The organism is Saccharopolyspora sp. NPDC050642, assembly GCF_040654735.1.
GTDB classification, from domain to species: domain Bacteria; phylum Actinomycetota; class Actinomycetes; order Mycobacteriales; family Pseudonocardiaceae; genus Saccharopolyspora; species Saccharopolyspora elongata.
In genome coordinates, this window is the sequence record NZ_JBFAIN010000002.1 from 359,351 (window position 1) to 381,844 (window position 22,494).

At 69.8% G+C, this 22,494-nt stretch carries 22 protein-coding genes, 1 tRNA gene and 1 pseudogene; 12 read left to right on the plus strand and 12 right to left on the minus strand.

Annotated elements, in window-relative coordinates:
• Window positions 1-68: 68 nt before the first annotated feature.
• The 3 genes and pseudogenes from AB0H93_RS05440 to AB0H93_RS05450 form a co-directional block, all read right to left on the minus strand.
• A pseudogene (locus AB0H93_RS05440) lies at window positions 69-840 on the minus strand (ABC transporter permease).
• Complete coding sequence (locus tag AB0H93_RS05445; RefSeq protein WP_358567784.1) at window positions 837-1,820, minus strand: ABC transporter ATP-binding protein; 984 nt, start codon at window positions 1,818-1,820, stop codon at window positions 837-839. Before AB0H93_RS05445 ends, AB0H93_RS05440 begins: the two are co-directional and overlap by 4 nt.
• Window positions 1,804-2,295 carry a MarR family winged helix-turn-helix transcriptional regulator gene (locus tag AB0H93_RS05450; RefSeq protein WP_358567787.1) on the minus strand — a complete coding sequence of 164 codons (492 nt, stop codon included), beginning with the start codon at window positions 2,293-2,295 and terminating at the stop codon, window positions 1,804-1,806. The genes AB0H93_RS05445 and AB0H93_RS05450 overlap by 17 nt, the downstream gene beginning before the upstream one ends.
• 88 nt (window positions 2,296-2,383) lie before the next feature.
• Here AB0H93_RS05450 and AB0H93_RS05455 point away from each other — a divergent pair, with 88 nt between their 5' ends.
• The 3 genes from AB0H93_RS05455 (at window position 2,384) to AB0H93_RS05465 (ending at window position 3,446) form a co-directional block, all read left to right on the plus strand.
• Window positions 2,384-2,851 carry a MarR family transcriptional regulator gene (locus AB0H93_RS05455; RefSeq protein WP_358568474.1) on the plus strand — a complete coding sequence of 156 codons (468 nt, stop codon included), beginning with the start codon at window positions 2,384-2,386 and terminating at the stop codon, window positions 2,849-2,851.
• A gap of 49 nt (window positions 2,852-2,900) precedes the next feature.
• A tRNA-Ser gene (locus AB0H93_RS05460) sits at window positions 2,901-2,985 on the plus strand.
• 134 nt (window positions 2,986-3,119) lie between these two features.
• Window positions 3,120-3,446: a hypothetical protein gene (locus AB0H93_RS05465; RefSeq protein ID WP_358567790.1), complete on the plus strand. Its 327-nt coding sequence runs from the start codon at window positions 3,120-3,122 to the stop codon at window positions 3,444-3,446.
• Window positions 3,447-3,470: 24 nt separating this feature from the next.
• Here AB0H93_RS05465 and AB0H93_RS05470 read toward each other — a convergent pair whose 3' ends face one another.
• Both AB0H93_RS05470 and AB0H93_RS05475 read right to left on the minus strand, forming a co-directional pair.
• A complete protein-coding gene (locus tag AB0H93_RS05470) occupies window positions 3,471-3,815 on the minus strand; it encodes a hypothetical protein (protein WP_358567793.1) in 345 nt (114 codons plus the stop codon).
• 74 nt (window positions 3,816-3,889) lie between these two features.
• On the minus strand, window positions 3,890-4,531 hold the full coding sequence (locus AB0H93_RS05475; protein ID WP_358567796.1) for a class I SAM-dependent methyltransferase: 642 nt from the start codon (window positions 4,529-4,531) through the stop codon (window positions 3,890-3,892).
• Between the two features lie 215 nt (window positions 4,532-4,746).
• Between AB0H93_RS05475 and AB0H93_RS05480 the strand changes: the two genes are divergently transcribed.
• Both AB0H93_RS05480 and AB0H93_RS05485 read left to right on the plus strand, forming a co-directional pair.
• A complete protein-coding gene (locus tag AB0H93_RS05480) occupies window positions 4,747-5,631 on the plus strand; it encodes a dihydrodipicolinate synthase family protein (RefSeq protein ID WP_358567799.1) in 885 nt (294 codons plus the stop codon).
• 123 nt (window positions 5,632-5,754) lie between these two features.
• Window positions 5,755-6,291, plus strand: a complete 537-nt coding sequence (locus AB0H93_RS05485) for a DUF4352 domain-containing protein (RefSeq protein ID WP_358567802.1) — start codon at window positions 5,755-5,757, stop codon at window positions 6,289-6,291.
• A gap of 60 nt (window positions 6,292-6,351) precedes the next feature.
• Here the strand turns inward: AB0H93_RS05485 and AB0H93_RS05490 are convergent, their stop codons facing one another.
• The 4 genes from AB0H93_RS05490 to AB0H93_RS05505 form a co-directional block, all read right to left on the minus strand.
• A complete protein-coding gene (locus AB0H93_RS05490) occupies window positions 6,352-6,885 on the minus strand; it encodes an NADPH-dependent FMN reductase (RefSeq protein WP_358567805.1) in 534 nt (177 codons plus the stop codon).
• A gap of 273 nt (window positions 6,886-7,158) precedes the next feature.
• Entirely contained in the window at window positions 7,159-8,229 is a 1,071-nt protein-coding gene (locus AB0H93_RS05495; RefSeq protein ID WP_358567808.1) for an alpha/beta hydrolase, read from the minus strand.
• Between the two features lie 64 nt (window positions 8,230-8,293).
• Window positions 8,294-9,490, minus strand: coding sequence for an endonuclease/exonuclease/phosphatase family protein (locus tag AB0H93_RS05500; protein WP_358567811.1), 1,197 nt, complete (start codon window positions 9,488-9,490; stop codon window positions 8,294-8,296).
• 184 nt (window positions 9,491-9,674) lie between these two features.
• Window positions 9,675-11,186 carry a M28 family metallopeptidase gene (locus tag AB0H93_RS05505; protein WP_358567813.1) on the minus strand — a complete coding sequence of 504 codons (1,512 nt, stop codon included), beginning with the start codon at window positions 11,184-11,186 and terminating at the stop codon, window positions 9,675-9,677.
• 187 nt (window positions 11,187-11,373) lie between these two features.
• Between AB0H93_RS05505 and AB0H93_RS05510 the strand changes: the two genes are divergently transcribed.
• Window positions 11,374-12,351, plus strand: coding sequence for an NAD(P)H-quinone oxidoreductase (locus tag AB0H93_RS05510; RefSeq protein WP_358567815.1), 978 nt, complete (start codon window positions 11,374-11,376; stop codon window positions 12,349-12,351).
• Between the two features lie 199 nt (window positions 12,352-12,550).
• Here the strand turns inward: AB0H93_RS05510 and AB0H93_RS05515 are convergent, their stop codons facing one another.
• Window positions 12,551-13,750: a cysteine desulfurase-like protein gene (locus tag AB0H93_RS05515; RefSeq protein ID WP_358567818.1), complete on the minus strand. Its 1,200-nt coding sequence runs from the start codon at window positions 13,748-13,750 to the stop codon at window positions 12,551-12,553.
• Between the two features lie 257 nt (window positions 13,751-14,007).
• On the opposite strand from AB0H93_RS05515, the gene AB0H93_RS05520 reads away from it, so the two are divergent.
• The 5 genes from AB0H93_RS05520 to AB0H93_RS05540 all read left to right on the plus strand — a co-directional run bounded on the left by AB0H93_RS05520 (window position 14,008) and on the right by AB0H93_RS05540 (window position 20,716).
• Window positions 14,008-14,538, plus strand: a complete 531-nt coding sequence (locus tag AB0H93_RS05520) for a bacterial proteasome activator family protein (protein WP_358567821.1) — start codon at window positions 14,008-14,010, stop codon at window positions 14,536-14,538.
• A 100-nt stretch (window positions 14,539-14,638) separates the two neighbouring features.
• The gene (locus AB0H93_RS05525; protein WP_358567824.1) at window positions 14,639-15,499 is read left to right on the plus strand and encodes an ABC transporter permease; all 861 of its coding nucleotides are present in this window, start codon (window positions 14,639-14,641) and stop codon (window positions 15,497-15,499) included.
• Between the two features lie 17 nt (window positions 15,500-15,516).
• Window positions 15,517-16,335 (plus strand): ABC transporter ATP-binding protein, encoded by an 819-nt coding sequence (locus AB0H93_RS05530; protein WP_132479199.1) that lies wholly within the window; start codon window positions 15,517-15,519, stop codon window positions 16,333-16,335.
• A complete protein-coding gene (locus AB0H93_RS05535) occupies window positions 16,332-17,246 on the plus strand; it encodes a glycosyltransferase family 2 protein (protein ID WP_358567828.1) in 915 nt (304 codons plus the stop codon). The genes AB0H93_RS05530 and AB0H93_RS05535 overlap by 4 nt, the downstream gene beginning before the upstream one ends.
• Window positions 17,247-17,413: 167 nt before the next feature.
• The gene (locus AB0H93_RS05540; protein WP_358567831.1) at window positions 17,414-20,716 is read left to right on the plus strand and encodes an arabinosyltransferase domain-containing protein; all 3,303 of its coding nucleotides are present in this window, start codon (window positions 17,414-17,416) and stop codon (window positions 20,714-20,716) included.
• A 108-nt stretch (window positions 20,717-20,824) separates the two neighbouring features.
• On the opposite strand, the gene AB0H93_RS05545 is transcribed toward AB0H93_RS05540, so the two are convergent.
• Window positions 20,825-21,340 carry an LppP/LprE family lipoprotein gene (locus AB0H93_RS05545; protein WP_358567834.1) on the minus strand — a complete coding sequence of 172 codons (516 nt, stop codon included), beginning with the start codon at window positions 21,338-21,340 and terminating at the stop codon, window positions 20,825-20,827.
• A 263-nt stretch (window positions 21,341-21,603) separates the two neighbouring features.
• On the opposite strand from AB0H93_RS05545, the gene AB0H93_RS05550 reads away from it, so the two are divergent.
• Complete coding sequence (locus AB0H93_RS05550; RefSeq protein ID WP_358567837.1) at window positions 21,604-21,864, plus strand: hypothetical protein; 261 nt, start codon at window positions 21,604-21,606, stop codon at window positions 21,862-21,864.
• 177 nt (window positions 21,865-22,041) lie between these two features.
• Here AB0H93_RS05550 and AB0H93_RS05555 read toward each other — a convergent pair whose 3' ends face one another.
• Window positions 22,042-22,473, minus strand: a complete 432-nt coding sequence (locus AB0H93_RS05555) for a GtrA family protein (RefSeq protein ID WP_358567840.1) — start codon at window positions 22,471-22,473, stop codon at window positions 22,042-22,044.
• Window positions 22,474-22,494: the final 21 nt, after the last annotated feature.

The following is a 22,494-nucleotide window of genomic DNA, read 5'->3' on the forward strand; positions in this document are numbered from 1 at the left end:
TGGTCAGGGCCCGCGCGTACTTCGTGCTGCTATAGCGGCAGAAAGTACGCGCGGGCCCATCGCAGCCGTCAGTCCAGGGCTCGGCGGAGGAAGAACTTGATGCCGAGGGCTCCGAAGATCACCGTGGCGATCAGCAGCGCCAGGACGCAGACCCACAGCGGCATGTGCGGGACCTCCGGGAGGAGGGCTCCTCGCATGCCTTCGCTGACGTAGGTCAGCGGGTTGATCGCGCACAGGATCTGGAACCAGCGCAGGTGTTCCAGCTGCGCCCACGGGAACTGCGTCGCCCCGGTGAACATCAGCGGCGCCAGGATCACCGCGAACATGATGTTGATGCGCCGCGGCGGCACCGCCGCGCCGACCGTCAGGCCGACCGCCGCGCCGGCGAGCGAACCCAGCACCATGCACAGCAGCGCGAACGCCAGGCCGGCCAGGTTCCAGCCGATCTCGCCCAGCATCACCATGCCGATCGGCACCATCAGCACCGCCGCGAACAGCCCGCGCAGCGCGCCGAAGAGCATCTTCTCCACCGCCACCCAGCTGATCGGCAGCGGCGCGAGCAGCCGGTCCTCGATCTCCCGCGAGAACGAGAAGTCCAGCACCAGCGGGAAGGACGTGTTCTGCAGCGACACCAGGAAGGCGTTGAGCGCGATCATGCCCGGCCAGCAGGATCTGCGCGTAGCCGGGCTGGGCGTAGCCGAGCTCGCTGAGCACCTTGCCGAAGATGAACAGCAGCGCCACCGGCTGCACAAGCACCTGCGCCAGGAAGCTCGGCAGTTCCCGACCGGTCACGAAGACGTCGCGGCCCAGCACCGCCGTGAACGCGCGAACCGGACTCATCGCAGCTCCCTCCCGGTCAGGTCGATGAAAACGTCCTCCAGCGTCGCCGAACCCAGCGACAGGTCGCTGACCGAAACCCGCTGCTCGTGCAGGGTTTGCGCGACCGGCCCGAGCAACGCCGCGGGCTCCTCGCCCACGTAGAGCCGCAGCCGCAGCTCCGCCGCCCCGTCCGAGGCGGTGCCGGCGCCGACCTGCTCGACCCGCTGCACTCCATCCACATTGGACAGCAGCTCGGCGACCCCGGCCGGATCGTGGCCGTCGGGCCGCAGCGTGGCGTCCACCGTGCCGCTGCCGGGCAGCGACTTGATCAGCGCCTCCGGGGTGTCCAGCGTCAGCAGCTTGCCGTGGTCGACCACGCCGACCCGGTCCGACAGCTTCTCCGCCTCGTCCATGTCGTGCGTGGTGAGCACCACCGTCACGCCCTCGGCGCGCAGGTCGTTGATCCGGTCGTGGACGAACAGCCGGGCCTGGGGGTCGAGCCCGGTGGACGGCTCGTCCAGGAACAGCACCTCCGGCTTGTGGATCAGCGCGCGGGCGATCATCAGCCGCTGCGCCTGCCCGCCGGAGAGGTCGTCGACGCGGGCCTTCGCCTTCTCCGCCAAGCCCATCCGGTCGAGCAGCTCGTCGGCGAGCCGCTTCCGCTCACCGCGGGAGACCCCGTGGTATGCGGCGTGCCAGATGAGGTTCTGCCGGGCGTTGAGCGACCGGTCCAGGTTCACCCGCTGCGGTACGACCGCGACCTTGCTGCGGGCCGCGACCGGGTCGCCCGCCACGTCGACGCCCGCGACGCGCGCCGTCCCGCTGGTCAGCAGCACCCTGGTGGTCAGGATGCCGACGGTGGTCGTCTTGCCCGCGCCGTTCGGGCCCAGCAGCCCGAAGATCTCGCCCGCCTCCACCTCGAAGCTGAGCCCGTCCACCGCATTGCCCTTGGCCTTGGGATACCGCTTGACCAGGTCGGTCACTTCAACCGCTGTGGTCACATCCGCCTTCTTCCTCGCTCAGTTCGCCGAGGATCGCGAGCAGGTACTTCCGGACCACCGCCGCTTCCGCCGGGTCGGTCCTCGGCTCGATCCGCCGGAACTCCGCGCTGACGCCCCGCCACGCGGCGTCCAGCGCCGCCCGCCCCGCCGGGGTGATGCGCAGCCGGACCACGCGCCGGTCGGCCGTGTCCCGCCGCCGGGTCAGCAGCCCGTCGGACTCCAGGGCGTCGATGACCGGCGTCAGCGTCGCCGGTCGCACCCAGCAGCGCTGGGCGACCTCGCGATGCGTCGGATCGTCCTGCTCGTCGATCGTGGTCAGCGCCATCAGCGCCGTCTTGCTCAGGTCGGTGCTCTGGGCCACGGCTCGCTCCCAGTGGTGCGCCAGCCGCCGGCCGGCCAGGCCCACCAGCCGGGTCAGCGGCATGCGCTGCGGATCTTGTTCCAGGAAGCCGGGCACGGATTCGATCGTACTCACGCCGAATGGTTAGGAAGCAAATTGTTTTCTCCGTGCGAATCGCCGCCGCGGACCACGAACCTCCCGGTAGCCTGGCCGCGTGACCGAGATGACCGAGCAGCGCACCAAGTGGCTGGACGACTGCGAGATGGCATCCTGGCGGTCCTACATCGTCGGCAGCGCGCTGCTGGACTACCGCCTCAACCGCGAGCTGCAGCTCACGCACGGGCTCTCGATCGCGGACTACGAGATCCTGGTCTGCCTGTCCGAACAGCCCGACCTGCGAATGCGGATGAGCGAGCTGGCCATGGAGGTCGCGCACTCCAAGAGCCGGATCTCGCACCAGATCCGCCGCCTGGAGACGGCCGAGCTGGTGCGCCGCGACGAATGCCCCAACGACGGCCGCGGCGTGCTCGCGGTGCTCACCGACAAGGGCATGACGAAACTGCGCGAAGCGGCACCGGCGCACGTCGAGGGCGTCCGGGAGCACATGATCGACCTGCTGGAGCCCCACGAGCTGAAGGTCCTGGCGGGGGTTTTCCAGCGCCTGACGGCACACCTGAGAGCCCTCGACTGACCCGGACCGGCTGTAGGAAGATCACGTCCGGTTGACTACGCTGCGGCGTGGAAGCGTGGCAGAGCGGCCGAATGCACTCGCCTTGAAAGCGAGCGTCGCGAGAGCGACCGGGGGTTCGAATCCCCCCGCTTCCGCTCGTGTGACCAGCACGAACAGAGCCCGGCGAGGATCTCTCCGCCGGGCTCTGTTCGTGCTCGCCTCAACCGTCGGCCATGGGACTTGCCGGATGACTGACGGCGGGCGTCTGCTGCGGGCATCATCCTCGGCCATGGGGGTCCAAGAGTTCGACGACAGGCGCGTGTGCCGCGACACCGATCGTCCCACCTACATGGTCGAGCTGTGGTCGTGGGAAGTGCGGGGCGACGGTTCCCGCCGCAGCCTGGTGTGCGATACCCGCGTGCTGATCGGTTGTGACGTACTGGAGGCGCTGTCGTGGTGCCGCGAAAACCAGCCGAACCCCGGTTGTTTCGTGCTCTACGCCGGCACCTGGACGAACACCGGCCACCTGGAACGGCTGTGGCTCACGGGCCAGGCCCCGCAGTCGACGATGGGAGATCCGCGAAGCGGTGCCGTCAGCTACCTCGCCGCCGAATGAGCGAGAGCCGCCTTGGACCGGCTGCTACGGGCGGTGGGCGAGCTTTCGGGCGTCGGCCAGCGTCGAGCTGCTGTACGAGTCCGGGGCGAGGCGGTGTTGGAGGCTGCGCAGCCAGGCTTCCGCCGTCTGACGGCTGCCGCCCGCGCTGGATGTCGCTATCAACGCGGGCAAGGCGACGCAGAAGCAGGCCTGTTGCCAGAACTGGATCGTCCCCGGCGCCAGCTGCGCGAACAGTCCTCCGATCGTCACCGCGAACCAGGCTGCTCCGGCCAGCAGTGCCGCGGCCATCCCGATCCACAGCCAGCGGCGGGCTTTGAGGTAAGCGCGGGCGGCTTCTCCCAGGGCCGCCTCGGCGTTGTTGATCGACATCCGGCGAGTCTGGCACGCCGGATGCGCGCGTGTACCCGGATCGCGCGCATGCGCAGCTGGAAGTCCTTTGTGGACTATCCGGTCGGTTCGGCGTGGACGACCCTCAGTTCCGTCAGGTATCGCTTGGTGATGCGGCCGCCGTGGCGCTTGTCGATCAGGTTTCCGATGCACTCCAGCAACCCGTTCCGCGCAGCCGGCGGCAGCGCCCGGTGACCGGAGTAGGTCCGCATGACGTCCAGGTACTCCTCGGTCGAGTACGTCAGGTCCCGCTCGTAGCGGCGGAAGACCGGCTTCCCGAACCTGGCCGAGCCGGTCAGCTCTTCGTCGTCCGGCGGGATCTCCGACGGCGCCAGGAGGCGCACGCCCGGCGGCGTCGACGGGTCGAACCGCTCGTAGCAGCCCTGGACTTCGGCGAAGCACGCTTCGGTGCCACCCGCCACGTGGTGCGTCGCCATCGTCGCCAGGGCGCCTCCTGGACGCAGCGCGTCAGCCGTTTTCGCCAGCCGGACCTCGGGGTCGATCCAGTGGAACGCCGTCGCCGCCACCACCACGTCGAACGGTCCGGCCGGCAGCGGCCAGTCCTCGAACGCCGCGTTCACGACCTCCACCTGCAGGAAGGCCGCCAGGTTCCGGCGCGCCACCTCGGTCATCGCCGCGCCCAGCTCCACCGCCTCGGTGAACGTCCTGCGCAGCCGGTCCCGATCCACCGCCGCCATGCGAGAACAGTACGAGGACGGCCATGCCCGTCGACGCCCAGTTTCAATTGAAACTGGGGTCAGTTGTTCACGACTCGGGCCTTTCCTTGATCGCCGTCTGTTCTCATGGTCCTGAAGTGGCATCTCAAAGGAGGTGTTGACTGGCTCTTTGGGGAGGCCACTTCTTGCGGCAGGCTGGGGTTCGGTCGTCCGCACGCCGAAAGGAAACGTCCGCCATGTTCACCGGCCTGAGCGCCTTCCCGCTCACCCCCACCAGCGAAGACGGCATCGACGAACGCGGCTTCGCGAACCTCGTCGCCCGGCTTTCCGCGGCGGGCGTCGACTCGATCGGCGCGCTCGGCTCGACCGGCGGCTACGCCTACCTCACCCGCGAGGAGCGCGCCCGCGCCGCGCGGATCGCCGTCGACGCCGCTGGCGGCGTGCCCGTCATGGTCGGCATCGGCGCGCTGCGCACCTCCCAGGTCCGCGCGCACGCCGAGGACGCCCAGAACGCCGGAGCGTCCGCGGTGCTGCTCGCGCCGGTGTCCTACCAGCCCCTCAACGCGGACGATGTCTTCGGACTCTTCGAGGACGTCAGCCGCGAGCTGAGCGTTCCGCTGTGCGTGTACGACAACCCCGGCACCACGCACTTCACGTTCAGCGACGAGCTGCACGGGCGCATCGCCGCGCTGCCGAACGTCGCCGCGGTGAAGATCCCGGGCATCCCCGCCGACCAGGCGCGCGAGCGGATCGCCGCGCTCCGCGGCAAGCTCCCCCGGGACGTCGCCATCGGCGTCAGCGGCGACCAGTTCGCCGCCGGCGGCCTGAACGGGGGCGCCGACCTGTGGTTCAGCGTCCTCGGCGGCCTGCTGCCCGAGCAGTGCCTCGCCATCACCCGTGCCGCGGCCGCCGGCGACAGCGGCGAGGCCACCGCCCTGTCCGACCAATTGAGTCCTTTGTGGACATTATTTCGCCGGTACGGCAGCATTCGCGTGGTCTCCGCCGCCGCCGAACACCTCGGCCTCATCGCCGGTCCGAACCTCCCCCGGCCGCTGCGCGGGCTCGACCCGGCCGCCCGGAAAGAGGTCGCCGCGGCGCTCGATCAGATCCTCGCCGAATAGCGCAAACGGGCATCTCCGGTTCAGTTCAAATGAATTCCGGATCAGTTAGTTGATCTTGTTGTTGCGGGTGCCCGGGACTGGCACCATGCCAACGTTCGCATTCGTTCGAACCGATGAGGAAAAGTGCAGAAACTGATCGCCCCGCTTTCCGCCTTGCTGCTGATGGGCCTGGTCGGCTGCGGAAGCGGGGAGGCCCCCGACGCGGCGGCGCCCGCGGAAAGCACCGCCGAGGCGGCCGCGGAGCCCCAGCAACCCGCGGAACAACTGCCACCGGAGGCCGCTTTCGGGGAAAAGGCCGGCGCGGCCAACGACGGCAGCCAATTCGCGATCACCGCTAGCGCGCCGAAGGACTTCACCGAATTCTCGGAAGCGCCGGTGGAAGGCAAGTACGTCGTCGTCGACGTCCAGGCGGAACTCCTCGGCGGCGACGGCGGGGCCGTTGCGGCGACGTCGTTCATGCTGGCCGACGCCTCCGGCACCGAGTACCCCAACGCCGCTCCCAACGGCACCAACATGGACGGGATGTTGTTCGCGACGCTGCTTTCCAAGGGCGACACCGGAAGCGGCAAGGTCGTGTTCGACGTCCCCGCCGACGCAACCGGATTCGTGCTGAAGTACCAGCCGATCGGGGCGACCGAGGCCATCGCCACCTGGCGCTGACGCACCAGCGGCGATCGGGGCGGGCGTCGGTTTTGTCCCGGGACCGACGCCCGTTTTCGGTCACCCCGCCACGTGCTTCGCGATCGTGCGCAGGACATCCCGCAGCCCCTCGCGGACCTGCGGATCCTCGATCGTCTCGTCGGGCCCGACGGCGCCGCGGGGAACGGTCAGGCGGACGCAGGCCGCATCGACGATGTCGGTGCTCAGGTAGCCCAGGACCGTCCTGAGCGTCTCGGACGCGCCGTTCCCGCGCCCCTCCGGAGCGACGTTGACCCAGGCCACCGGCTTCTCGTGCATCTCCGGGCCGCCGACGGTCCAGTCGAGCAGGTTCTTGAAGCTGCCGGGCAGCGTGCCCGCGTATTCCGGCGTGCAGAACAGCAACGCGTCCGCCGAAGCGATCCGGCCGCGCAGAACAGCGGCCGGTGCGGGCAGCGAATCGGTGTCCTGGTCGGGGTTGAACGCCGGAAGCTCGGCCAGCCCCTCGTAAAGCGCGACCGTCACGCCGTCCGGCGCGGCCTCCAGCGCGGTGCGCAGCGCAGCGGTGTTCGTCGAACCGCTCCGCGTGCTGCCCGTGACCAGCAAGATCTCGACCACTGCCCCACCTCTCCCAGCCCGGCATTCGCCGTGCGACATCCCGATTTTGCCTAAGATCGGGAGCCTTCGACGCGCCCCGGCCTTCCCCGCAGGGGCGTTCCAGAACGGCGGGCGGGCACGTGCGGACCTGGCCGCCTGGAACGGTGCCAGGCACCTTGCCCGGAGCCCTTCCGGAACGCCCCTGGATGGGAGTCTTCGACGCGCGTGGGCCTCCCGATCTTGCCTGAAATCAGGCAGGTCCGGTGCCGTCGGATTCGTCTGGGACCCGGGCCGTCACGGGTTCTCGAAGCGGACTTCGGGGTAGCGCGGGGACGGGCCGTCCAGCAGGTGCTGCGGCCGTTCCCGCAGGTGCAGGTCCACGAACGCGGCGACGTAGTCCCTGGTGATCTGCGCTGTGCGATCGCCGGTCATCGGCTCGCCTCCCACGTCGATCCCCAGCTGCTCCGCCAGGATCGAGTAGTCCGTGAACGACGAATGTGCCGTGCCCGCGACGGAAAGCCAGCGCTTCCAGCCCGTCAGGTGCGGCCAGCTGGCGTCCCAGGTTTCGTCCGCGCCCGGCCGACCGTGCTCGTCCGCGCCCAGCATCAGGAACGGGCGGTCGAGGTCCTCGGTCAACTCCGGGTGGAAGGTGCCGTCCATGTTGACCCCGGCGCGGATCCGCGGGTCTTCCCGCACCGCGTGCGCCGCGGCCGCGCCGCCCAGGGAATGGCCGGCCATCGCGATGCGGTCCGCGTCGATCAGGCCCGATCCGGTCAGCTCGTCGATCACGAACGAGACGTCGATCGCGCGGTTCCGCGCGATGGTCGGCCCGTCCGGTTTCGTTTCGCAGATCAGGCATTCGGTGATCCGGCCGTCCGGGAACGTGATCGCGCTCGCCTCGTAGGTGTGGTCCACGGCCGCGACGGCGTAGCCGCGGCTGGCGAGGTCCTCGGCCAGCCCGGTCAGCGACGAGCGCGAGAAGCTGTGTCCGGGCGAGAGCACCACCAGCGGCAGTTTCCGGTCCAGCGGCTCCGCATCCGCCACCGCATGGGTGCGGGTCGTGCTCAGGATCTCCTCGGGAACCCCGGTCACCCGCAGGCCCGCCAGGATCAGGCGCGACTCCTCGGGCGTGACGTACTCGGCGCGCGGCCCGTCGCGGTCCTCGGTCGGGTAGAACAGCGACACCATCAGCTCGCGGTTCTCCTGCGGCACCCACGGATCGGGGCGGTCGTGGTCGACCAGGTGCAGCGTGGTCTTGCCGACCGCGAGCGGGCCGGTCGGTTCGGGGAGCGCGAGGGGCGCGGGCTCGGCCGCGGCCGGGGCCAGCAGGACGCCTGCCGCTACCGCGGCTATCAGTGTTTTCATGCCGCCAAGCCTCGAACGGCGGCCGTGCCGGGCGAATCCGGTGATTCCCTGATTCGCCCCCCGATCAGGCCAGCAGGTCGGCCCAGACGAGGTGGTGGTCCGAGGCGTCGTTGAGGCGGGCGAGCTCGTCGTTCGACGCCGGCCAGAAGACCCCGGCGCGCAACGGGATCAGCGGCGCCGACGGCAGGACGTAGTCCACGCGGAGGTTGCCGGGCGCCTTGTCGTTGAAGTCGCCGGTGTCGAAGTACGGGTTGCCGCGCTGCGCCGCGTTCGCGCCGCCCTGGGCCAAGCTCGCCTCGATCGCTCCGGCGCTGCCCGGCAGCGGGTCGATGACGCGTGGGGCGCGCAGGATCTGGCGGGCGCCGTTGCTGTCGCCGTCGACCGGATCGGAGTTCTGGTCGCCCGCGATGACGAACCGGGCGCCGGGCGCGAGACCGCCGGGCGCGCCCGCGTCGTCGTAGATGTAGCCGCCCCGGCCCGGGCTGACGTAATCCGCCCAGAAGCGGATCTCGTCGTGGTTGCGCAGGGCGTTCCGCTTCTCCGGGCCGCCGAAGGCCGGCGGCGTCGGGTGCGAGGTCAGGAAGTGCACGGTCCGCCCGCCGACCTCGATCGGCAGGTCCCAGTGCGACTTCGACGACAGCCGCAGGGCCGCCAGCTGCTCCGGCGAGTACCAGTCGCTGGGCTTCGGCGTCGCCGGGTCGTCGGGCAGCTGCGCGCCCGGCATGTCCACCCACCGGAACTGCTGGAACGTGCGGGCCTCGCCGATCGGGTACTTCGACAGCACCACCATGCCGTACTGGCCGGGGAACGCGCCGAAGCCGTAGGCGTCGCCCGGGCCGCCGATGGTGCCGTCCTTGTCCAGGTCCATGCCGGTCTGCACGCCCGTGTTCACCGGGGCGGTGTAGGCGTACGGGTAGTCGATCGGGTCGGCGCCGCCCTGGCCGTGCGCCAGGTAGTTGGCGCGGAAGGCGTCGACCGCCGCGCCGCCCTCGACGTGGTCGAACTCGTTGAGCAGCAACACGTCCGGGCGGACCCGCTGCACCACCTCGGCCACCTCGCGGGCCTGCGGATCGTCCGGTGTGGACAGATCCGCGAGCAGCTCGCCCTCGGCGGCGCGGTTGAGGGAGGCGTTGAACGTCGCGAAGCGCACCGGCTGCGCCGCGTCGGCGGCGGGCGCCACCAGAGCTGCGGCGGGCGCGGTAACGGCGGCTACCGCGGTGACGGCGGTGACGGCGGTGACCGCAAGAACGGCACGTTTCACGACATCCCCTTCGATCGGACTACGACAACCACCCCACCCGGTGAGTTTTTCCGCAATTTCAATGGAAATCGGACCTCTGATTTCCATTGAAATTGCGGACCACCGGGAAGCGGCGGGGCACTTCCGGGCAGGTTAGTGGCCGGAAGTGCCCCGCGCGCTGTTCGAACCTTCCCGCAGCTGTCGATCAGGCCAGGTTGTGGTGACCGGCCTTGGGCAGCACCGGGGCGTCGTGCTGCGCCATCATCGTGACCTGCGCGGCACGCAGCTGCGCGCGCTCGGCGCGGCTCTGCATCCCGTTCACCGCCTCGGTGCTCTTCGAGTAGCCGTCGATCACTGCGGCCAGCGCCTTGGCGTTCCGCTCCAGCGCGACACGGTCCACATTGGACAGATTGTCGCCCGGCGCGTGGTAGTTCGGGTCGAAGGCGACGCCCGCGGTGCCGCCCCACTTCGCCGCCTGCTCCTCGGTCTTGAGCTCCTCGACGCCGGTGTTCAGGCCGCCCGCCGGGATGCCCACCGCGATGAACTCGCCGTAGTCGGAACGGCCGTCGAACTCGTCGCCCTCGACCTCGACGCCCTGCTTGGCCATCGCGGCGGCGAAGTCCTGCTCGATCTGCGCCGAGCCCTGCGGACCCGTCGGGCCGCCGGTGGAGCCGTCGCCGTCGTAGACGAAGTAGCCGGCGTTCGGCGAACCGATCATGTCGAAGTTCAGGTACAGCGCGATGTCGAGCTGCTGCTCGAAGCTCAGGCCCTGCACGTACTGCGTCGACCCGACCAGGCCGGACTCCTCCGCGCCCCAGAACGCGAACCGCACGGCGTTGTTGACCTTCGGGCTACCGCCGAGCTTCAGCGCCGCCTCCAACAGGCCCGCGCTGCCGGTGCCGTTGTCGTTGATGCCCGGACCCTCGGGAACGCTGTCCAGGTGCGCGCCGGCCATCACGACGTTGTCGGTGCGACCGGTGCGGGTCTGCGCCACGATGTTGCGGGTGGTCACGGTCTCCAGGCGCGCCTGGACGTCCAGCTTCACCTCGGCGCCGGCCTGCCCGGCGAGCGCCTCGCCGGCCTGCTTGGTGACCCCGGCGGCCGGGATCTTCGAGATGTCCGGGTCGCCGAGCGTGCCGTTGAGCGCACCGTCCACGTTGTTGTAGATGATCGCGCCCACCGCCCCGCGCTCACCGGCGAACTCCGCCTTGTCCCCGAAGGTGCACGCGCCGCGCTGGATCAGCACGACCTTGCCGGTGATGTCCTGCCCGTCGTAGTCGCTGGCGGAGCAGCCCGGCGTTTCGTCGACCGGGGCGACGGCCAGCGGCGCGGTGATGCCGCCCTGCGGGGTGGCCGGCGAGTACTCGAGCGCGTCACCCTCGACCGGCTGACCGGCCACCGCAAGGCTGAACGAGTCCAGGAAGTACGCCTGATAGGTGAACTCCGGCGTGGTGACGTCGAAACCCGCGCCGCGGAGCTTGCCCGCCACGTAGTCGACGCTGGCCTCGTAGCCGGGCTGGCCGGACGCGCGGTTCCCGCCGTTCTGGTCGGCGATCCGCTGGAACGCGATCAGGTGACGGTTCACGGCGTTGGCGTTGATCTGCGAGCCGAGGTCGGCCGGCGCCGCGCTGGCCGGGGTCACGGTCAACAACGCGGCCGCGCACGTCGCGGCCAGCGCCGCCGCCGAGCGCTTGGGTGTGATGGTTCGCAAACTCATCATGCTCCCCGCTTCGGGTGGACTTTTGTGTTGGCTAGCCTTGAGAGGATCACTCAACGAAGTCAAGGCCGCACCGAGAAGAGTTAAGAAGCAGGGATTATTTCCCATTTTTCCCGAGTTGTCCGGTCGACTTCGGACTCCCGCACCACGCGCTGCGAACCCTCCGTCGCTGACTACCGTCCAGGGCATGTACGCGATTTCGATCCGCGAGCCGGGCGAACCGGACGTGCTGGAATGGACCGAACACCCCGACCCGCGGCCCGGTCCGGGTGAAGTGCTCATCGACGTCGTCGCGAGCGCGGTCAACCGCGCCGACCTGAGCCAGCGGCAGGGCAACTACCCGCCGCCGAAGGGCGCCAGCACCATCCTCGGGCTGGAATGTTCCGGAACCATCGCCGAAATCGGCGAAGGCGTCACCGGATGGCAGGTGGGCGACGAGGTTTGCGCGCTGCTCGCCGGCGGCGGCTACGCCGAACGGGTGGTGGTGCCCGCCGCGCAGGTGCTGCCCAAGCCCGCCGGCGTGGACCTCGTCGAGGCCGCCGGATTGCCCGAGGTCAACTGCACCGTGTGGTCGAACGTGGTGCTGGAGGCCGGGCTCCGGAGCGGACAGCTGCTGCTCGTGCACGGCGGCGCCGGCGGCATCGGCACCAGCGCGATCCAGATCGCCAAGGCGATCGGCGCGCGCGTGGCGGCGACCGCCGGATCGGCCGCGAGCCGGCAGCTGTGCGCCGACCTGGGCGCGGACCCGGTCATCGACTACCGCAGCGAGGACTTCGTCGCGGTCGTCAAGGAGCTCGGCGGCGCGGACGTCATCCTGGACAACATGGGAGCGTCCTACTTGGACCGCAACCTGTCCGCGCTGGCGCCCGACGGGCACCTGGCCGTGATCGGCATGCAGGGCGGCCGGAAGGCCGAGCTGGATCTGGGGAAGATGCTGGTCAAGCGGCTGCACCTGTCGGTGCTCGGGCTCCGCGGGCGGCCGGTGGAAGGGCCGCAGGGCAAGGCGGCGATCGTCGCCGACGTGCGGGAGCGGCTGTGGCCGCTGGTCGAGGCGGGCGAGGTGCGGACGCTGGTGCACGAGCGAGTGCCGCTGCCGGAGGCGGCGCGAGCGCACGCGATGCTGGAGGCGGGCGACGTCCGCGGCAAGATCCTCCTCGTCCGCTGACGGTCCGACGACAGTTTCAATTGAAACTGCGCCCCAGGACTGGCGAACTGCGGCTCGTGAGTGGATGTTCCGGCAGGAACCGGAAGGACCACTCACGAGCGGCATGCTGTGGACAACTCACCCTGACTGTGGACAACTTCCGCAATTTCAATGGAAATCGGACCTTCGATTTCCATTGAAATTGCGGTGGCACCCGGGCTCAGCCGAGTTCGGCGACGGCTCGGACCAGCTGGTCCACCTCGGAGGCGTTCGTGTAGTGCGCCAGGCCCACCCGGACCGCGCCGCCGACCTCGCCGACGCCCAGCACCGCGAACACCCCGTGCGTGCCCGGATCCGCGAACGCGCAGACGCCCCGCTCCGCGAGGTGCTCCACCGCGTCCTCCGCCTTGACCCCGTTCACCGTGAACGCCATCGACGGCACCCGGCGCATCGCGTCGCCGATCACCATCACGTGCCGCATCTTCCGAAGCCCGTTGGTCAGGTTCGCCAGCAGGCCCGCCTGGTACGACTTCACCGAGCCCAGCGACGTCAGCAGGCGCTCCCGGCGCGGCCCGACCGCCGAATCGTCCAGCTCCGCCAGGTAGTCCACCGAGGCCACCAGCCCGGCCAGCAGCGGATGGGCGTGCGGGCCGAGCTCCAGCCGCTCCGGGCCGCGCGCGCCGGGCTCCAGCGCCACCGACGGCAGCTGGTCGAGCATCGCCGGGTTCTTGAACACCAGCGCGCCGACCGGCGGCCCGCCCCACGCCGAGGCGTTCACCGCCACCACGTCCGCGCCCATCGCGGTGATGTCCAGCGGCACGAACGGGGCCGCCGCGGACGCGTCGACCACCACCAGCGCGCCCTGCTCGGCCGCGGCGTCCGCGGCCTGCCGCACGTCCGGTCGGGTGCCGACCGCACCCGACGCGGCCGTGATCGCGACGACCTTCGTGCGCGGGGTGACCAGCTCCTGGTACTGCCAGGTGGGCAGCTCGCAGGTCTCGATGTCGACCTCGGCCCACCGGACCGTGGTGCCGGAGCGCTGCGCCGCGCGCTGCCACGGCGCGACGTTGGCCGGGTGGTCCAGCCGAGAGACGACGACGTCATCGCCGATCATCCAGCCGTCGCCGAGCGCATCGGCGAGCCGCTGCAGCAGAACGGCGGAGTTCGGCCCGAGCACCACCCCGGCGGGGTGGGCACCGATGAGGTCCGCAAAAGCGCGACGGGCGGCCTCCACGATCGCCTCGGCGCGCTGCGATGCGGGGAAGATCCCGCCCGGACCGGATACCGGGGCCCGCAGCGCGGTGGACGCCGCGGTCGCCACTTGTTCAGGAACCTGCATGCCCGCCGGGGCGTCCAGGTGCACCCACCCGTCGCCCAGCGCGGGGAAGAGCCCGCGAACAGCCGCGACGTCGAACGCCATGGGGAACACGTTACGTACGGGGCGCGGCGTTCTCGCTGCCGGGTGGCAGATATCGCATCACTCGCGCCGCGCGGGCGAACCGCCGCGCGGTTTCCGCACAGGCTTCGGTTTCGCCTGGTCATGGCCCGTGAGCGGATTGGGGTGCTATAACGCCCCAATCCGCTCACGGGCGTCTACCTGGCCAAACAGCCGCTGGGACGGCCGCGCGCGGGGCACCCTGAATTACGGATGCGACATCGACCCGCCAGGATGGAGACATGACCCACGATCCGAGTGAGGGCCGGCCGCAGGTGTTCGTCGTCGGCGAGGACGGCAAGCCGGTCGGGGCCGCCCTGAGCTCCGACGAACAGCCGGAGCGCGGCGAGGACATCAACGACCTGGTCGAACAGCCGGCCAAGGTGATGCGCATCGGCACCATGATCAAGCAGCTGCTGGAGGAGGTTCGGGCGGCGCCGCTGGACGAGGCCAGCCGCACCCGCCTCAAGGAGATCCACCAGTCGTCGATCCGCGAGCTGGAGCAGGGCCTCGCCCCGGAGCTCATCGAGGAGCTGGAGCGCCTCTCGCTGCCGTTCGCCCAGGAGTCGACGCCGTCCGAGTCGGAGCTGCGGATCGCCCAGGCCCAGCTGGTCGGCTGGCTGGAGGGCCTGTTCCACGGCCTGCAGACGGCGCTGTTCGCGCAGCAGATGGCCGCCCGCGCCCAGCTGGAGCAGATGCGCCGAGGCCTGCCGGCGGGCAGCGGCGGCGAGGTCGAACCCGGCCACACCCGGGGCACCGGCCAGTACCTGTGACGCTCCGTGGAGGCTGCGCGCCCGTCGTCAGGCGGGCGCTGCGCCGTCGAGTGATGCCCACGCCGGAGGGGCACACCCGAGGTCGGTACTCTGACGCACTGTGCAGTCCACGAGCACGGTAGACAGCCCCCCCGCGCCCCCCGAAACGTCGTCGCGGACTTGGCGCAAGGCGTTCAAGGACATCAACGACGGGCTCCAACAGCGACAGCTGTGGGCGCACCTCGGATGGCAGGACATCAAGCAGCGCTACCGGCGCTCGGTCATCGGCCCGCTATGGATCACCATCGGCATGGGCATGACCGCGACGGCGCTCGGCCTGCTCTACTCGCAGCTGTTCGGCGAGGAGATCCGGACGTTCCTGCCGTACCTGACGGTCGGCTTCATCGTCTGGAACTTCATCCTCGGCTGCCTGACCGAGGGCACCGAGGTCTTCATCGCCAACGAGGGCCTGATGAAGCAGCTGCCCTCGCCGATCAGCGTGCACGTCCTGCGCCTCGTCTGGCGGCAGTCGCTGCTGTTCGCGCACAACATGATCGTCTACTTGGTGGTGCTGGCGATCTTCCAGATGCCGATCAGCTGGACGGTGATCGCGGCCATCCCGGCCTTCATGCTGCTGATGCTCAACGGCGGCTGGGTCGCGCTGGTGTTCGGCATCATCGCGACCCGGTTCCGGGACATCCCGCCGGTCATCAACAGCCTCTCCACGCTGCTGTTCTTCATGACCCCGATCGTCTGGAACGCCGACATCCTGACGAAGAAGGCACCGGAACTCGGCTGGCGCGCGAACCTCGCGGACCTGAACCCGCTCTACCACTACATCGAAATCATCCGCGACCCGCTGATCGGGCAGGATCAGTTGCTGTACCACTGGATCGTGGTCCTCGCCTGCACGATCGTGGGATGGGCGCTCGCATTGGTCGTCCTGCGCAACTACCGCGCGCGCATCACCTACTGGGTCTGATCGGGAGCTGAGGAACTGTGGTCAGCATCGACGTCTGGAACGCAGCGGTCGACTTCCCGATCTTCGACGCGAAGTCCCGCTCGCTGAAGAAGGCCGTGCTCGGCAAGGCGGGCGGCAAGATCGGCACCGACAGCCGGGTCCCGATCATCGAGGCGCTGCACGACATCAACCTGTCGCTGCGGCACGGCGACCGCGTCGCCCTGGTGGGCCACAACGGCGCGGGCAAATCGACGCTGTTGCGCCTGCTCAGCGGCATCTACGAGCCCACCCGGGGCAGCGCGCGGGTGGTCGGCAAGGTCGCCCCGGTTTTCGACCTCGGCGTCGGCATGGACCCGGAGATCTCCGGGTACGAGAACATCATCATCCGCGGCCTCTTCCTCGGCATGAACCGCAAGGAGATGGAGAAGCGGATCGACGAGATCGCCGAGTTCACCGAGCTCGGCGACTACCTGGCGATGCCGCTGCGCACCTACTCCACCGGCATGCGCGTGCGGCTCGCGCTGGGCGTCGTGACGTCCATCGACCCCGAGATCCTGATCCTGGACGAGGGCATCGGCGCCGTCGACGCCGAGTTCCTGGAGAAGGCGCGGGACCGGCTCAACGACCTCGTGAAGCGATCGGGCATCCTGGTCTTCGCCTCGCACTCCGACGAGTTCCTGATCGAGCTGTGCAGCACCGCGATCTGGATGGACAAGGGCGGAATGCGGGAGCAGGGGTCGCTGCGCGAAGTGCTGACGCACTACAAGGGCTACGACCCCTTCGAGCACCTCAGCGAGGAAACCCTGGCCCGGATCGGCGAATCCGCGGCCACGATCGGGAGCAAAGAAGGCTCATGAGCACCGACTCCGCACAGCAGCTGCCCGCCGGATCCGTAGTCGCGGTGATCGTCACCAGGCACCGTCGCGAGCTGCTGGCCGAGTCCCTGAAAGTGATCGCGAGCCAGACCAGACTCCCGGACCACCTGGTGGTGGTCGACAACGGACCGGACCAGCCCGCGCAGGACGTGGTGGCGGACTGCCCGATCCCGTCGACCTACCTGGTCTCGCAGCGCAACCTCGGCGGCGCCGGCGGCTTCGCGCTCGGCATGTTGCACGCGCTGTCGCTCGGCGCGGAGTGGGTGTGGCTGGGCGACGACGACGGCCGGCCCGCCGACGAGCACGCGCTCTCGACGCTGCTGGACGTCGCGAAGAAGCGGCGGCTCGCCGCGGTGTCGCCCGTGGTGGTGAACATCGACACCCCGGACAAGCTGGCGTTCCCGCTGCGCCGCGGCCTGACCTGGAAGCGCCGGGTCAGCGAGCTCGGCGGCGACGACTTCCTGCCGGGCATCGCGTCGCTGTTCAACGGCGCGCTGTTCCGGGCCTCGACGCTGGACGTGGTGGGCGTGCCGGACTACCGGCTGTTCTTCCGCGGCGACGAGGTGGAGGTGCACCGCAGGGTGGTCCGCTCCGGGCTGCCGTTCGGCACCACGCTGAAGACCCGCTTCCTGCACCCGGACGGCTCGGCGGAGTTCAAGCCGATGCTGGGCGGCCGGTTCCACGCCCAGGACCCGTCGGACGCGGCGAAGCGCTACTACACGTACCGCAACCGCGGCTACCTCCTGTCGCAGCCGGGGATGCGGAAGATCGGCGCGCTGGAGGTGCTCCGCTTCGGCCTGTACTTCGTCGGCCAGAAGCGCGACCCGAAGGCGTTCAAGGAGTGGCTGCGCCTGCTCCGCCAAGGCCAGCAGGAGAAGTTCTACCGCCGCTGATCCGTGTCAGTTTCAATTGAAACTGCGGTCACCGGACGGTTACGGGAGCCTGAGACTGGCCTGAGAGCTACCTGAGATCGCAGCTCACGGCACCGGTCCGAGTGGTGGTTCGCACACCGGCCGAATGCCGCGAAGGGGCCCGGACCAGCGGCTACTATCCTCCACCCGTGCTCAGTGGCCAGGAAGAAAGCCGCCGAACGGACGATGCTTCGGCGCAATCCGAGACCGAACGCCGGCAACCCTCCGCCAAGCGGCTGAAGCTGTTCGCGTCGATCTTCGGGCTGCTCGGCACGGTGCTCGCACTGGCGGTGCCGTTCCTCCCCGTCGACTACAACATCACGACGCTGAAGTGGCCGACGGCGGAAGGCACCAAGTCGGTGTCGGCGCCGCTGGTGAGCTACTCGCCGGTGTGGCTGAACGCCGAGGTGCCGTGCGCCGCCGTGCGCAGCCTGGACGCCCGCACCAACGGTCCGGCCACGGTGCTGAGCACGAACCCGCCGACGTCGGACTACGGCAAGCTGACCGGCCTGACTCTGCAGGTCGACAACGGCCACCTGACGATGCTGACCAAGGGCCAGCAGGTGGGCACGGTGCCGCTGCCCGCGGGCGACTGCTCGTTCTCGCTGCACTCCGACGCGTACGGCACCACGGCCGGCGTCGGCGACGAGTCGCTGGCGAACCTGCGCGGCGACCAGCGCCCGCAGCTGACCGGCATCTACTCCGGGCTCAACGACGGCATCGACGACGTGCGCGGCCTGTCCTTCGAGGCCCGCGTCGACAACCGCTACGAGAGCCAGGCGACCACGATCAAGGGCGTCGCGATGGCGCTGGCGGTGCTGGCGTTCATCGGCTCCGTGGTCTGCCTGCGGCGGCTGGACGTGCGCGCCGGCCGCCGCCCGCCGAAGTGGGCCCCCGCCGGTTGGTGGAAGCCGACGTTCCGCGACGCCTCGGTGATCGGCGCGCTGGTCGTCTGGTGGGTCATCGGCGCGATGACCTCGGACGACGGCTACATCCTGACCATCGCGCGGGCGCGCGAGAGCTTCGGCTACGTCAGCAACTACTTCCGCTGGTTCGGCGTCCCCGAGGCGCCGTTCGGCTGGTTCTACGAGCTGTACTCGTTGTGGGTGCAGGTCTCGACGGCGACGCCGTGGGTGCGGCTGCCCGCGCTGCTGATGGGCATCGTCAGCTGGTTGCTGATCAGCCGCGAGGTGCTGCCGCGGCTCGGCCAGCAGGTGCGGCGCAGCAACGCCGCAGGCTGGGCCGCCGCCGCGGTGTTCCTGGCGTTCTGGCTGCCCTACAACAACGGCCTGCGGCCCGAGCCGGTCGTGGTGCTGTTCTCGCTGCTGGCGCTGTGCTCGGTCGAGCGCGCCGTGGCGACCGGCCGGCTGATGCCCGCCGCGCTGGGCCTGGTCGTCGCGGCCCTGTCGGTCGGGGCGAACCCGCACGGCATGGTGTCCGTGCTGCCGTTCGTGGCGGCGCTGAAGCCGCTGTTCCGGCTGGTCCGCAAGCGGGCCCAGGAGTTCGGCTGGTTGCCGGTGCTGGCGCCGATCGCAGCCTCCGGGTTCGTGATCCTGACGCTGGTGTTCTCCGACCAGACCTGGCAGTCGGTCATGGACGCCACGAAGCTGCGCACCGAACTCGGCCCGAGCCAGAGCTGGTACGAGGAGCTCAGCCGCTACAACCTGCTGTTCAGCCAGACGCCGGACGGCTCGCTGACCCGCCGGTTCCCGGTGCTGCTGGTGATGCTCTGCCTGGCCACCTGCGCCGTGGTGCTGCTGCGGCGCGGCCGCATCCGGGGCGCGGCGCTCGGCCCGAGCCGGCGACTGCTCGCGGTCACCACGCTGTCCTTCGTGGTGCTGGTCCTGACCCCCACCAAGTGGTCCCACCACTTCGGCATCTTCGCCGCCTTCGGCGGTGCCCTGGCGGCGCTGACCGCGCTGGCCACCAGCAGCACCGTGCTGCGCTCCCGGCGCAACCGGGCGGGCTTCCTCGCGATGCTCATGGTGATCCTGGCGTTCACGGCCACCGGCCCGAACGCCTGGTGGTACGTCTCCGGCTGGGGCGTTCCGTGGTTCAACATGCCGCCGGAGATCAGCGACTACAAGCTGAGCACGATCTTCCTCGTCGTCGCCGGGATCGCGCTGATCGTGGCGTTCATAGAGCACCTGCGCATCGACGAGAACAACCCGAAGGTCGTGGACGAGCGCTTCGGGCGCGAGGAGAAGCGGAGCCGCGCTCTGCGGCTGGGCACCGCGCCGCTGTCGATCCTGTGCGCGCTGCTGGTGCTCTTCGAGCTTGCCAACTTCGGCAAGGTCATCCAGAAGCAGTGGGGCAGCTACAGCCTCGGCTCGGACAACATCAAGCAGATCGTCGGCTCCAGCTGCGGCCTGTCCGACTACGTCTACGTGGAGACCAACCCGCAATCCGGCATGCTGCGGGTGTCCGGCGAGCAGCCGGGCACCGCGGCGCCGTCGGAGGACCAGGACATCGGCATCCCGCCGAAGCGGCTGGAGGGCAAGGAGGACGCCGACCAGTACATGCGGGCCAAGATGGTCGGCTTCAACCGGCCCGGCCTGCCGCCCGGCGACGGCTCCGACATGCAGGAACCCGACTGGAAGCCGCCGCACCAGTTCGGCAACGACAACGCGCCAGTGTGGGGCAGCTACGACGCGGCCGGCCTCGGCACCGGTGAGCTGCGCACCCAGTGGTACGACCTGCCGGAACGGGCGAAGACCGGCGAGGTGCCGGTGGTGCTCTCGCTGGCGGGCGCGGAGCTGGGCGCGAACTCGGTGGCGCTGGAGTTCGGCCGCGACACCGACGCCGGTTTCCTGATCACCGAGCGCAAGTACGTGGTGCAGCAGCCCGGCCCGGCGTGGCGGGACTTCCGGTTCACCGTCGGCGGCAAGTCCGAGGGCGCCACCAAGATGCGCGTGGTGGCCACCGACAACTCGCTGGGCCCGAACGGCTGGGTCGCGGTGAGCGCGCCGCGGGCGCCGCAGCTGGTGAACATGACCGACTTCGTCCGGGACCAGCCGACGTTCGTGGAGTGGACGGCCGCGCTGGTGCACCCGTGCCTGCAGCTGCCGGGCGTGCACAACGGCATCGCCGAGATCCCGAAGTTCCGGGTGGCGGCCGGGGCCGAGGTGCGCGACATCGGGCAGGGCTGGTCGTCGCCGGACGCGGGCGGGCCGTTCGGCTGGCTCAACGTGTCGACCAGCATGCGCGAGCTGCCGACGTACCTGAAGAACAACATCCACCGGGACTGGGGCTCGCTGTACGCGGTCGACCCGTACGAGCCGGACGCGCTGCCCGCGCAGGCGGCGATGGACGTGCACCAGGAAACCCATTGGGGCACCTGGACGCCGGGCCCGCTGTCGAAGACGGTCCACCTGCCGGGCGATGTCCCGAGCAGCGACGACCGCAACGACGTGAAGGCCTTCGAGCCCCCGGAGGAAGAACCCGAGCAGTAGGGGCTTCCCCGTGCGGGGTCCCTGGAGCGAAGCACCAGCCTTCGGCCGCGCGCCGAAGGCTGGTTGCTTTCCGGCTCCGGGGTGAACCGACCGGCTCAGCCCGGGTGATCAGTAATCACCGGGGTAGTTCGGTTCGAAGCCGACCGGCGGCTGGGCGTCGAGCTGCCCGTTCTGCACCGTGATCGTGTGCTGCGTCGGCGTGCCGCTCGGGCAGCAGCTCGGATCGCCGGCGGCGTACACCGGGAACTCCACCCGCACCGCCTTGCCGTCCTGAGACAGGATTTTCACCAGGCCGACGTCCACCCGGTGCACCAACTGCTGCCCGTCGAAGAAGAAGACCGCCTGGCAGCGGCCGTTGGCGCTGCCCGTGCAGGTCGCGTGGATCGCCCGGATCGGCCCGCTGAGCCGGCCTTCCGGCGGATCCGGGGTGAACCCCTGCCCCTCGATCAGCGCCAGCGCCGCGGCGAGGTCGAAGGGGTCGGGCACCGGGGCGGGCTGCGCTGTCGTCCGGGGCGACGACGCGGTCGGTGCGGGCTGATCGGCCGGAGCCGACGGCGGCGCACCGCATCCGACGAGCAGAGCGGCGAGCAGGGGCAACGCCCCGACGAGATGGCGACGACGCATCACAGAAGAACCTCCACGTTCGCAGGCGAACGACCGCCCACGCCTATCCCGTTCGACGCAGGCACCGGAAATCGGTTCCGCCCGGCCGAAGCGGGTACGCCGTGAGCGAAAAGCGCCGGTGGGACCGGGTTCTCGAGTCCGCTCAGGGTGAAATCGGGTGTTCGGGCACGGGGATTCGTGGTCGGCTGGGGCGTGGAAGCCCTCGCGCTGCGGGGAAACTCCGCCTCGGCGGGTCGCCGGGGCGGCTGCGATTGGGAGATCCGATGCCCGAGACACGCCCCGGACTCGTGCTGCACCTCGCCGGAGCCAGCCAGCCGCTGCACATCGCGCTCGACCCGGCCGAGGCCGACGCGCTCCGCGACGTGCTCGCCGACCTGATGGCCAACGGCAGCACGAAGTCGCTCACCACCGCCGACGGCGGCCGCTTCGCGGTGAACTTCGCGCACGTGGCCACGGCGCACTTCGAAGGGACTCGCTCCGACGCCTTCGGCGCCCCGGCCCGCGGCACCGGCTTCCGAAACTGACACCGGTCACCGATGTTCCGCAGTTTCAATTGAAACTGCGGAACATCGGCGTGTCGCACCCCGACACGCCGGCGCCTGTGGACAACTCCCGCAATTTCAATGGAAATCGAACCTCTGATTTCCATTGAAATTGCGGACCACCGGGGAACCGGGGCCGTGCCGTGACGTGACGTGACGTCAGTCGCGGAAGACGACCCACTTGAGCATCACGAAGTTGATCAGGGTGCCCAGACCCTGCGCGACGATCCAGCACACCGCGTAGCGGAGCTGGTCGTTGAAGTCGGGCAGCGTTTGGTACAGCAGCTCGTTGGTGCCCACGTTGACGAAGAAGGTCACGGTGTAGACGACCGCGAACCCGACCGCCTTCGCCTTGGCGTTGCCCGTGCTCGCGCCGCTGAACGTGAACTTCCGGTTGATCAGGTAGGAAGCCGTGGTGCCGAGGATGAACGACACGGCCTTGGAAGCCCAGTTCGGCAAGCCCAGAGAAAGCAGGAGCGCGTAGACCCCGGCATCGATGATGGCGCAGAAACCGCCGATGGCCACGAAGCGGAAGAGCTGGTTGAAGACGCTTAGGCGCTTCTGTTCGGTCTGGGCTGCGGGTTCGGCCACGGCCACTGGTTCACCTCGGGA